Here is an 11885-nt window from a genome sequence, read left to right as displayed (position 1 = left end):
AATGCTCGCCGTTTAATTATTGACTTCATTGGTTTGAACCAATGGCGATTTTTTACATTTAAGTTTTATTGCGCGCTTCGATCACTTCCCATTTTTCCAGCGCATCGAGTAACAAACCGTCGAGCTCAGAAAAACGTAAATTTAACCGTTTTATCTCATCCGGCTTTTTTACATAGATCTCAGGGTCGGCCAATTGCGCCGTAATTACCTTTTGCTCTGCTTCGAGTGTAGCAATCAAAACCGGTAACTCGTCCAACTCACGTTGCTCTTTATAGCTGAGTTTCTTTTGTTTGACAGCTGGGGCCTGAACAACCTCTGTCTTAGTCTCCGCTTTTAACTTTGCCGCTAATGCCGCCGGACTCGGACGCACCCGCTCCCAATCGCTGTAACCACCGACATATTCGCGCCACAGGCCATCGCCTTCTGCTGCAATCACTTGCGTCACAACGTTATCGAGGAAAGTCCGGTCATGGCTGACCAGGAACACGGTCCCTTTATAGTCTTCCAGCAACTCTTCCAACAACTCGAGCGTATCAATATCCAAATCATTGGTAGGCTCATCCAGCACCAATACGTTTGCGGGTTTCGCAAACAGACGCGCTAACAACAGCCGATTGCGCTCGCCACCAGACAATGATTTAACGGGTGAGCGGGCACGTTCTGGTGCAAACAAAAAGTCGTTCAAATAAGTCATCACGTGCTTGCGCTGACCATTGATCTCAACCCAGTCGCTACCGGGAGCGATGGTGTCGGCCAGACTCGCTTCGTCATCCAGTTGCGCACGCATCTGGTCAAAGTAGGCAACCTGCAACTTGGTCCCCTGCTTGACGGTTCCGCTATCCGGTTGATCCACGCCCAAAATCAGCTTTAGCAAAGTGGTTTTTCCGGCACCGTTATGGCCGATCAGCCCGACTTTGTCTCCACGTAAAATAGTGGCAGTAAAATCGCGCACAATCACTCTATCACCAAAGGCACGGTTGACATCCGTTAACTCGGCGACGATCTTACCAGAGCGTTCGCCCGACGAAACATCCAGCTTGACCTGACCTTGCTGGTCACGGCGCGCGGTCCGATCCAGGCGCAACGATTCCAAACGTCGCACGCGGCCTTCATCACGGGTCCGACGGGCTTGTACACCCTTCCGAATCCAGATTTCCTCTTGCGCAAGAAATTTATCGAACTTGGCGTTTTCGACTTCTTCAATTTCGAGTTGTTCCGCTTTACGCACTTGGTAAGCAGTGAAGTTACCCGGAAACGATAAAATACGCCCACGATCAAGCTCAACGATGCGCGTCGCAACATTGTCCAGAAAACTACGGTCATGGGTAATAAACAGGACGCTACCTTTATAGTCGCGCAACAGTCCTTCAAGCCACATGATCGAGCTAAAATCAAGATGGTTGGTTGGCTCATCAAGCAGCAATACATCGGGCGCACTGACTAACGCGCATGCCAGGGCGACCCGCTTTTGCATCCCGCCGGACAAGGTCCCCATCAGCGAATCTTTGTTCAGATTAAGACGGTCAAGCGTGGTCTCGACCTTATTGGTCAGACTCCAGGCGTCCGCGGCGTCGAGTTTGCTCTGGATGACGTGCATACGCTCCATAATCGCGTCATCGTCGTCGCCGCCAAACTGCCCGGTCAGCGCGTCATATTCATTCAACAATGCCTGCATCTCGCCCATGCCCGATGCCACGGCGTCAAACACCGACATTTCAGGAACAAAATGCGGCTCTTGATCGACGTACGCGATTTTAATGCCTTGTTGCATTACCATCAAACCGTCATCTAGCTTGGAAACGCCTGCTATCGTCTTCAGCAACGACGATTTTCCGGTGCCGTTGCGACCGATCAAGCCGACTCGCTCTCCCGAATCCAATGAAAATTCAGCGCGATCCAATAGCGCAACGTGACCGAACGCAAGTTGTGCGTTGGTAATAGAAATGACTGCCATAATAGAAAACCAGAAAAAGAAGGTCTGCGAAAAGCAACCCGCAGCCAATTAAATGAATGAATTGCGCATTGTACCGATAGGTGGGGCCATCTCGCTATAAGTTACGCGTTTTATGGAACGTTGTTGCATTTTATGAGTAAAGCGTAAGGCCGGGATGATTCGACGCTTGATCAGTGAGAGAAGAAATCGCCACCTATTCATTCCGTTTACGCTGCGAACGCCGTCGAACTTGGCGATTGCCGCCTACACAAAATGGTTCAGAGATCAGCTTAGCGTAGCCGATGACGTTAAAGTCTTGACCGAAACCGACCCGTTAAAACAGTCAGTCGGCCCGGTTTGCTTAGTCGGTTTCGACTTTCAGAAAACGCGCACGAAATAAGGGCTGATCGTACAAAGTCAATTTTCGGTCTTGTCAGCATGTGCCGACGGTGTTTCAGACTGGTATCGCCTACAGGAATCGAACCTGTATCTATCCCTTAGGAGGGGATTGCATTATCCGTTATGCGAAGGCGACACTCGCGCCAGAATTATACAGTTTTCTTGATGGATATTTCTCTCTAAGAAGAGTATCTACGTTGAACACCGTAAAGGCCGTCTATTTTTCCACTTTTTTAGCACCGCGCAAGAAAAGTACCAGAGGCCCCTGATTATTCCCGCGTGAGCGCTTCTTGCTGCGCGACCATGGATCAAAATATATAAAGAAAAACGGGCATTATTCGGTTGCTCGTTGAATCGTATCTTGGCCCAAACCGTAGCTCGAACATCAGATGCACTGTCCGGATCGTCGGATTGGTCGTTGCGCGGGCATCAGTGGGGCACATTAAAAGTGTGAATAGGAATCGGCAGAGAGTAAAACGACAGGCTTATCAGTTCTGGAAAAATTCTCCGAAAAGGATTAAGCACCGATTCCTATATTGCGAAAAAATTACTTGCTGCCAAGTGTCTGATTACAAATAAAATTGTTCATGATACCGTCAGCTAAAGAGCCTTTAACCGGTGTAACAAACTTGCTATTTTTAAGTGCATCCGAATGATCGCGCTTATCCCCGGCAGCATCATTTTCGGCAAATAAAATTTCTCGCGCCAATCTGGTGGTCTTATCGGCACAATTGTATTCTGTTAAATCCTGATACGACTTGAATGTAGGGAACGTAGGGTCTCCTTCATTTTTACGTGGTTCTTGAAAATTCCACATTGACCATACCTGACGTATGCCATTGGCCTCTTTGATCGAATCCTTATCCAATTTAAGGCTCGACACGTCGCTTTGGCCAACAACTTGCCAATCAGTAGCCTGAGCACCAATACACACCATTGTTAATCCGAGAATAAGTGCGATTTTTTTCATGTGTAGTTTCCTTTAGTAAGTAACTTTAATAGGACCTGCATAGCGTATCTTAATTCATTCGTTACACGCTTAATTTTACAAAAAAACACATATTCCGATCGGATTAAGTGCTACTTCAGGAAAATTCGTACGACGGAATTCGAGCATGAAACGATGCCCAGAAGATCGAATATGCGAAATCGGCACCCGAAAGTGACCTTTTGCGCGGAATCTTTCGCTTCTTTTAAAGCTGCGGTCATAAATCTGGGCTCTATGTGCGTTTGTGCAGCCAAACGAGCGAGAAGATAGTCGAAAAAACCGGATGCGCTAAGTGCAGCGGCACGAAAAGGGGATAGCCTTGTCACAAGATGAATCCAGTTAAGAAGAACAACCATACAAAATAGTACCCATGGCTCGATCGATGGTTGTCGGCGACGACAATCTGCGCTTTTGATGAGCTCACTATTGCTGTACGATGTTTTGATCCGCTGGGCGGGTGCGGTCCTGAAGGGCGTCGTGGTGAAGGGCATCGTTCTGAAGGATGCTGTGCTGGCGGGTGCTGTGCTGCGGGATAAGTGCTAAATCGATTCCGCAAAGCAAAAACCCTCCCCGATTTCTCGGAGAGGGTTTTCTAATAAGAGCCTGACGATGACCTACTTTCACACTGGTTGCAGCACTATCATCGGCGCAAAGTCGTTTCACGGTCCTGTTCGGGATGGGAAGGGGTGGTACCAACTCGCTATGGTCATCAGGCATAAACTGTAGTGTCATTTGTTCCCAATAGGGCAACAAACAACGCAATCTAGAAGAAGTAAAGGTTTTGTTTCTTGTGCGGTGCTGACAAGGGTATGTCGGCACCGCACTGGGTATGATTGCACTTTTCAGGCAAACACATATCTCATTAGCTTACCCACAACCTGCTAAGGTTATAGGGACAAGCCTCACGGGCAATTAGTACTGGTTAGCTTAACGTATTACTACGCTTCCACACCCAGCCTATCAACGTCCTGGTCTCGAACGACCCTTTAGGGGAATCTAGTTCCCGGGAAATATCATCTCAAGGCAAGTTTCCCGCTTAGATGCTTTCAGCGGTTATCTCTTCCGAACTTAGCTACCCGGCAATGCCACTGGCGTGACAACCGGTACACCAGAGGTTCGTCCACTCCGGTCCTCTCGTACTAGGAGCAGCCCCCTTCAAATTTCCAACGCCCACGGCAGATAGGGACCAAACTGTCTCACGACGTTTTAAACCCAGCTCACGTACCACTTTAAATGGCGAACAGCCATACCCTTGGGACCGGCTACAGCCCCAGGATGTGATGAGCCGACATCGAGGTGCCAAACTCCCCCGTCGATATGAACTCTTGGGAGGAATCAGCCTGTTATCCCCAGAGTACCTTTTATCCGTTGAGCGATGGCCCTTCCATACAGAACCACCGGATCACTATGTCCTACTTTCGTACCTGCTCGACTTGTCAGTCTCGCAGTTAAGCACGCTTATGCCATTGCACTAACAGCACGATGTCCGACCGTGCCTAGCGTACCTTCGAACTCCTCCGTTACACTTTGGGAGGAGACCGCCCCAGTCAAACTGCCTACCATGCACTGTCCCCGATCCGGATAACGGACCAAGGTTAGAATCTCAAACAAACCAGGGTGGTATTTCAAGGTTGGCTCCACGCAAACTAGCGTTCACGCTTCAAAGCCTCCCACCTATCCTACACAGATTGGTTCAAAATTCAATGCAAAGCTACAGTAAAGGTTCATGGGGTCTTTCCGTCTAGCCGCGGGTAGATTGCATCATCACAAACATTTCAACTTCGCTGAGTCTCGGGAGGAGACAGTGTGGCCATCGTTACTCCATTCGTGCAGGTCGGAACTTACCCGACAAGGAATTTCGCTACCTTAGGACCGTTATAGTTACGGCCGCCGTTTACTGGGACTTCAATCAAGAGCTTGCACCCCATCATTTAATCTTCCAGCACCGGGCAGGAGTCACACCATATACGTCCACTTTCGTGTTTGCATAGTGCTGTGTTTTTATTAAACAGTCGCAGCCACCTTTTTATTGCAGCCCTTTCACCCTTCTGGCGCGAGCCAGTCAAGCTACCGGGGCGTACCTTATCCCGAAGTTACGGTACAAATTTGCCGAGTTCCTTCTCCCGAGTTCTCTCAAGCGCCTTAGAATACTCATCTCGCCCACCTGTGTCGGTTTGCGGTACGGTCTCGTGTGACTGAAGCTTAGAGGCTTTTCTTGGAACCACTTCCGATTGCTTCATGAATAAATTCACTCGTCTCAACCCCTTGAATTACGCTGCCGGATTTGCCTAACAGCCTTCTCTGAGCCAAAAACCGACTATTCCAACAGTCGGACAACCTTCCGCGATCCGTCCCCCCATCGCATCACACGACGGTGCAGGAATATTAACCTGCTTCCCATCAGCTACGCATCTCTGCCTCGCCTTAGGGGCCGACTCACCCTGCTCCGATGAACGTTGAACAGGAAACCTTGGGCTTACGGCGTGGAGGCTTTTCACCCCCATTATCGCTACTCATGTCAGCATTCGCACTTCTGATACCTCCAGCATCCTTTACAAGACACCTTCGCAGGCTTACAGAACGCTCTCCTACCATATCAATAAATTGATATCCGCAGCTTCGGTGACTGGCTTAGCCCCGTTACATCTTCCGCGCAGGACGACTCGATCAGTGAGCTATTACGCTTTCTTTAAAGGATGGCTGCTTCTAAGCCAACCTCCTGACTGTTTTAGCCTTCCCACTTCGTTTGCCACTTAGCCAATCTTTGGGACCTTAGCTGGCGGTCTGGGTTGTTTCCCTCTTGACGTCGGACGTTAGCACCCGGCGTCTGTCTCCCAAGCTCGCACTCATCGGTATTCGGAGTTTGCAATGGGTTGGTAATTCGCAATGAACCCCTAGCCATAACAGTGCTCTACCCCCGATGGTGATACTTGAGGCACTACCTAAATAGTTTTCGGAGAGAACCAGCTATTTCCAAGTTTGTTTAGCCTTTCACCCCTACCCACAGCTCATCCCCTAATTTTTCAACATTAGTGGGTTCGGACCTCCAGTGCGTGTTACCGCACCTTCATCCTGGCCATGAGTAGATCACTTGGTTTCGGGTCTACACCCAGCGACTGAACGCCCTATTCGGACTCGATTTCTCTACGCCTTCCCTATACGGTTAAGCTTGCCACTGAATGTAAGTCGCTGACCCATTATACAAAAGGTACGCAGTCACGGAACAAGTCCGCTCCTACTGTTTGTATGCACACGGTTTCAGGATCTATTTCACTCCCCTTCCGGGGTTCTTTTCGCCTTTCCCTCACGGTACTGGTTCACTATCGGTCGATTACGAGTATTTAGCCTTGGAGGATGGTCCCCCCATGTTCAGACAGGATTACACGTGTCCCGCCCTACTTGTCGCACACTTAGTTCCACACCACCGATTTCATGTAAGGGGCTATCACCCTCTATGGCCACTATTTCCAGAGTGTTCCATTATCGCTGATGCTAAATCGTGCAGGCTGTTCCCATTTCGCTCGCCACTACTCTGGGAATCTCGGTTGATTTCTTTTCCTGTAGCTACTTAGATGTTTCAGTTCGCCACGTTCGCCTTGCAACCCTATGTATTCAGGTTGCAATACCCATAAAGGGTGGGTTTCCCCATTCGGAAATCTGCGGATCAAAGCCTGTTTGCTGGCTCCCCGCAGCTTATCGCAAGCTACTACGTCCTTCATCGCCTGTAATCGCCAAGGCATCCACCATGTGCACTTATTCACTTGTCCCTATAACGTTAGCTTCTAAACGCGTTCACGCTTAAAAACCGGTCATAGTATTATTACTTATGAGTATTACTTTAGCGTTTGCCGTATCCAAAGTGTTTTCGCATTTGTCTGCAACTATTACTAGCGCAGACTCTTTTGAGAACTCTTTAATACTTTTTTGATTTGATACAATCATACCCATCCACAATGCTGTCGCACTGCGGACGAATTCTTTACTTCTTCTAAATTGTTAAAGAACAAACAGCCAATGATCGTCTAAAGATCAAACCTAAATCCCTTTTTATTTCACCCTATAACGCGCATGAAATACTGACTTAGGTTTGATTTTTACTTCTACTGATTGCCCCTGCGTTGTGCCGGGTCAAACGTAAATATGGTGGAGGCTAACGGGATCGAACCGATGACCCCCTGCTTGCAAAGCAGGTGCTCTCCCAGCTGAGCTAAGCCCCCATAAATCGTACATCTATCACGTGGTGGGTCTGGTTGGGCTCGAACCAACGACCCCCGCGTTATCAACACGGTGCTCTAACCAACTGAGCTACAGACCCGTCCTGATTAGCACCTACCTAATGATGACTGTTCTTCTTCTAACTAACACACCGATAAGTGTGGACGCTTAATGTCCGTGCAAACTCTAGAAAGGAGGTGATCCAGCCGCACCTTCCGATACGGCTACCTTGTTACGACTTCACCCCAGTCACGAATCCCACCGTGGTAAGCGCCCTCCTTACGGTTAGGCTACCTACTTCTGGTGAAACCCGCTCCCATGGTGTGACGGGCGGTGTGTACAAGACCCGGGAACGTATTCACCGCGACATGCTGATCCGCGATTACTAGCGATTCCAACTTCATGTAGTCGAGTTGCAGACTACAATCCGGACTACGATACACTTTCTGGGATTAGCTCCCCCTCGCGGGTTGGCGGCCCTCTGTATGTACCATTGTATGACGTGTGAAGCCCTACCCATAAGGGCCATGAGGACTTGACGTCATCCCCACCTTCCTCCGGTTTGTCACCGGCAGTCTCATTAGAGTGCCCTTTCGTAGCAACTAATGACAAGGGTTGCGCTCGTTGCGGGACTTAACCCAACATCTCACGACACGAGCTGACGACAGCCATGCAGCACCTGTGTACTGGTTCTCTTTCAAGCACTCCCTGATCTCTCAAGGATTCCAGCCATGTCAAGGGTAGGTAAGGTTTTTCGCGTTGCATCGAATTAATCCACATCATCCACCGCTTGTGCGGGTCCCCGTCAATTCCTTTGAGTTTTAATCTTGCGACCGTACTCCCCAGGCGGTCTACTTCACGCGTTAGCTGCGTTACCAAGTCAATTAAGACCCGACAACTAGTAGACATCGTTTAGGGCGTGGACTACCAGGGTATCTAATCCTGTTTGCTCCCCACGCTTTCGTGCATGAGCGTCAGTGTTATCCCAGGGGGCTGCCTTCGCCATCGGTATTCCTCCACATCTCTACGCATTTCACTGCTACACGTGGAATTCTACCCCCCTCTGACACACTCTAGCCTTCCAGTCACAAATGCCATTCCCAGGTTAAGCCCGGGGATTTCACACCTGTCTTAAAAAACCGCCTGCGCACGCTTTACGCCCAGTAATTCCGATTAACGCTTGCACCCTACGTATTACCGCGGCTGCTGGCACGTAGTTAGCCGGTGCTTATTCTTCAGGTACCGTCATTAGCCCCAGGTATTAACCAAGACCGTTTCTTCCCTGACAAAAGAGCTTTACAACCCGAAGGCCTTCTTCACTCACGCGGCATTGCTGGATCAGGCTTGCGCCCATTGTCCAAAATTCCCCACTGCTGCCTCCCGTAGGAGTCTGGGCCGTGTCTCAGTCCCAGTGTGGCTGGTCGTCCTCTCAGACCAGCTACTGATCGAAGCCTTGGTGAGCCTTTACCTCACCAACTAGCTAATCAGATATCGGCCGCTCTGATAACGAGAGGTTCTTGCGAATCCCCCTCTTTCCCCCGTAGGGCGTATGCGGTATTAGCTAATCTTTCGACTAGTTGTCCCCCATTACCAGGCACGTTCCGATATATTACTCACCCGTTCGCCACTCGTCAGCGGAGCAAGCTCCCTGTTACCGTTCGACTTGCATGTGTAAGGCATGCCGCCAGCGTTCAATCTGAGCCAGGATCAAACTCTTCAGTTTAATCTCTGTTTTGTGGCATTGCTGCCTAGCATCGCTGCTATCGCTCACTCAAAATACTGACAGGCTACTTCTCAGATTTGACTCTGCGAAATATCCTATTTTTCTTCTTTTGTGAACATTTAATGTTTTAAGTTATACGCAAATCACCGAAGCAATTAACGCTGCACTTTCATTAAACGCCCACACTTATCGGCTGTTAATTGTTAAAGAACTGTCTCTGTTTTGCGTCACACCGTAGTGTTCGCAGCACCAACAAATCGTTTTGTTTGTCAGCAGCAGAGAGATGAGATTATGTAGCGTTTCGAGCTTTTCGTCAACTTCTTTTTAAATCATTTTTTTCAACAATTTAAAACCAAATCAACTCCTTCTACCACTCAAAACACCCCACTTTACAACCTCGTTCCATCGTCCACTTCGCCCTCAAAACCGCTTGCGCTGTTTCGTGTATTTCGCGTCGTTTTCAACAGAGGCCGAACTATAGCAACACATCTCTAAGCTGGCAAGCAATTTTATAAACATTTTTAAAAAGTAGTTATTTAGCCTTTTTTGAGTGCGGGAATTCACCCTAAAATAGCCAACCCTACCTGCCCTCTCCTGCGCTGTTCAATCATATCGCGACGTTAATATAGACAACACGTTCGTAGGTCCACGGTACCAGTCCGCGATCCTGCATGATAAACACCGCCAGGCGCCACCGCTGCCGTATCTTATTAGTGGAGCAAACAATTGACCGTGAACGCCAGCTCAGCACGTTACGGAGCAAAAAATGTCGTCGCTACCAAATGAATGGCAACAAGCGATAACTGACCTTGTTTTGGTAATCTGTATAACCACGGAGGTGTTCAATCAGAAAAGCCTCCTCAAGCAGCAACCTACAACCAATTAATATCACCATCAAAACGACTAACAATAGCCCCCACCACGCACCCAGTGCGAGTGGAATTCCTGCAAGCATTACAATGCCGCCAGCGTACATCGGGTGACGCACATAGGCATAGGGCCCAGTCGAAATAATTTTTTGGTTAGCGTCGACTTCAATGATCGCCGAAGCGTAGGTATTTTCTTTGAACACAAAAAAGACAATGAGGAAGCCCAGAGCGACCAGAAGATTTCCCAGTGCGACTATCCCCAACGGCACATTCGACCAGGCCAAACGATGATCAATGGCCGACAGGACAAACAACATCACAAATACTATTAATAACAATCCAATTACGAGGCTTTGTTTTTTCACCTTCTCAGCACCCGGGCCACCGTTAATACGCCGGGCCAATAACTGTGGATCATTTTTTGCGAGATAGATGGTGATTGCCAGTGAAGATCCAAAGAAAACAGCAAGAAAAACCCAGCCCTGCCAAAAATTCAGCGTTCGCCCAGGAGCAAACAATAAAACGCTCATACCAATAAGCAGGCGAAGAAGCCCTAGAAACGCTTTTCTATTCAGATTGGTCATTTTTTTATTTTAGTTCATAGCGTAAGAACGCGCCGCGCCGCATCGGCGGAACGGGTGACCCAAAACAACGCAAGATGTATCACGATGCACCTCTACGCAACCGAATGAAATTTCCTGAGCGACATTAGTCCTCGTCAGCGATTAATCTATATGATGATGCGCTGATGGTACGCGCAGTCGAACGACAGCCAATCGTGCCCAGCTCGCTGTGCAAGCTGCTGAAAGGCAGAAAGAAAAAGGAATAAAGGAAGGACGGCGGATGAAGTTCAAAATTTATCGAACTCAGGCTAAATCCGCACCTGCGATGATCTACATTCTGCGACCGGAGAATTTATTACTTCATTTGGGGCGGGATATCGTCAACTCCCCACACTCACCAAGCCTTAACAAGCAGCGCCGTATCGCGCAGAGGGATAATACGAAACAGTATTGACGAAACTGAATGCAATAGCAGCAATGTATTGCTGCTACCAGACCAACTGCCTTTAAAAAGACAGAGGGAGCGAAAAAAAAAGGGGGCTGATCAGGACTGCAAGTTGCCAGCATTCGACACCGATAACATCCGCTCAACATATCGCGCAATCATATCCACCTCCAGGTTGACCTGAACGCCGACCGCCAAATGCCTTAATGTCGTGACTTGAATCGTATGCGGGATCAGGTTAATCGAGAACAAACATGCATCGGCTGTGTCTTCTACACGATTAACCGTCAGTGATACGCCATTGACGACGATGGAACCCTTATAGGCGAAGTACTTCGCGAGATCCCGCGATGCCTGTATTACTAACTCCCACGATTCCCCGACGGGCTCAAATTTGGTGACCAAACCCAGTCCATCGACATGACCGGACACTAAATGTCCTCCCAGCCGCTCCGCCAATGTCAGTGCTTTTTCCAAGTTAACCTCTCCTACGGCGTCCAGGCCAACTGTACAGTTGAGACTCTCTCTTGAGACATCAACCGTAAATGCTGTATCGGATTTTCCAGTGACGGTCATGCAAGCACCGTTCAGGGAAATTGAGTCACCGAGAGCCACATCCCCCATAGGTAAGTCTGCCGCATCAATTTCCAGCCGAACGCCATCCTCTGAGCCCGCGCCTTGTGTTTGTACCGAAGTAATTTTTCCGACTGCTGCGACGATGCCTGTAAACATGTGTATAGGAATGAAGAG

The 11885-nt window shown here is 48.9% G+C and carries 5 protein-coding genes, 3 tRNA genes and 3 rRNA genes; 1 reads left to right on the top strand and 10 read right to left on the bottom strand.

All coding sequences use genetic code 11. The features are described 5' to 3' along the window. Positions 1-58: 58 nt before the first annotated feature. The 3 genes from JQN73_RS14490 to JQN73_RS14480 all read right to left on the bottom strand — a co-directional run bounded on the left by JQN73_RS14490 (position 59) and on the right by JQN73_RS14480 (position 3302). On the bottom strand, positions 59-1954 hold the full coding sequence (locus JQN73_RS14490; protein ID WP_205319571.1) for an ATP-binding cassette domain-containing protein: 1896 nt from the start codon (positions 1952-1954) through the stop codon (positions 59-61). A gap of 439 nt (positions 1955-2393) precedes the next feature. Next, a tRNA-Arg gene (locus JQN73_RS14485) sits at positions 2394-2468 on the bottom strand. Between the two features lie 411 nt (positions 2469-2879). Continuing rightward, positions 2880-3302 (bottom strand): surface-adhesin E family protein, encoded by a 423-nt coding sequence (locus JQN73_RS14480; protein ID WP_205319570.1) that lies wholly within the window; start codon positions 3300-3302, stop codon positions 2880-2882. Positions 3303-3734: 432 nt separating this feature from the next. Here JQN73_RS14480 and JQN73_RS22645 point away from each other — a divergent pair, with 432 nt between their 5' ends. Then, on the top strand, positions 3735-3863 hold the full coding sequence (locus JQN73_RS22645; RefSeq protein WP_255542186.1) for a hypothetical protein: 129 nt from the start codon (positions 3735-3737) through the stop codon (positions 3861-3863). Between the two features lie 58 nt (positions 3864-3921). On the opposite strand, the gene rrf is transcribed toward JQN73_RS22645, so the two are convergent. The 7 genes from rrf to JQN73_RS14445 form a co-directional block, all read right to left on the bottom strand. After that, positions 3922-4034, bottom strand: a 5S ribosomal RNA gene (gene rrf, locus JQN73_RS14475). A 177-nt stretch (positions 4035-4211) separates the two neighbouring features. Further along, positions 4212-7087, bottom strand: a 23S ribosomal RNA gene (locus tag JQN73_RS14470). Positions 7088-7461: 374 nt separating this feature from the next. Next, positions 7462-7537 (bottom strand) — tRNA-Ala (locus JQN73_RS14465). A 21-nt stretch (positions 7538-7558) separates the two neighbouring features. Next, positions 7559-7635, bottom strand: a tRNA-Ile gene (locus tag JQN73_RS14460). 90 nt (positions 7636-7725) lie between these two features. Continuing rightward, positions 7726-9258 (bottom strand): 16S ribosomal RNA (locus JQN73_RS14455). The 16S, 23S and 5S rRNA genes sit together here with 2 tRNA genes alongside, the layout of an rRNA operon. 775 nt (positions 9259-10033) lie before the next feature. Continuing rightward, the gene (locus JQN73_RS14450; RefSeq protein WP_205319569.1) at positions 10034-10657 is read right to left on the bottom strand and encodes an isoprenylcysteine carboxylmethyltransferase family protein; all 624 of its coding nucleotides are present in this window, start codon (positions 10655-10657) and stop codon (positions 10034-10036) included. 577 nt (positions 10658-11234) lie between these two features. Next, positions 11235-11867: a riboflavin synthase gene (locus JQN73_RS14445; RefSeq protein WP_205319568.1), complete on the bottom strand. Its 633-nt coding sequence runs from the start codon at positions 11865-11867 to the stop codon at positions 11235-11237. Positions 11868-11885: the final 18 nt, after the last annotated feature.

It is taken from the genome of Glaciimonas sp. PAMC28666, assembly GCF_016917355.1.
Taxonomy (GTDB): Bacteria; Pseudomonadota; Gammaproteobacteria; order Burkholderiales; family Burkholderiaceae_D; genus Glaciimonas.
Note: the sequence above shows the minus strand (reverse complement) of the source record. Positions and strands in the feature narration are given on the sequence as shown.

Excerpts from the sequence above, each read along its gene's own strand:
- JQN73_RS14490 (WP_205319571.1), bottom strand. The coding sequence starts at position 1,954 with ATGGCAGTCATTTCTATTACCAACGCACAACTTGCGTTCGGTCACGTT.
- JQN73_RS14480 (WP_205319570.1), bottom strand. The coding sequence starts at position 3,302 with ATGAAAAAAATCGCACTTATTCTCGGATTAACAATGGTGTGTATTGGT.
- JQN73_RS22645 (WP_255542186.1), top strand. The coding sequence starts at position 3,735 with ATGAGCTCACTATTGCTGTACGATGTTTTGATCCGCTGGGCGGGTGCG.
- JQN73_RS14450 (WP_205319569.1), bottom strand. The coding sequence starts at position 10,657 with ATGAGCGTTTTATTGTTTGCTCCTGGGCGAACGCTGAATTTTTGGCAG.
- JQN73_RS14445 (WP_205319568.1), bottom strand. The coding sequence starts at position 11,867 with ATGTTTACAGGCATCGTCGCAGCAGTCGGAAAAATTACTTCGGTACAA.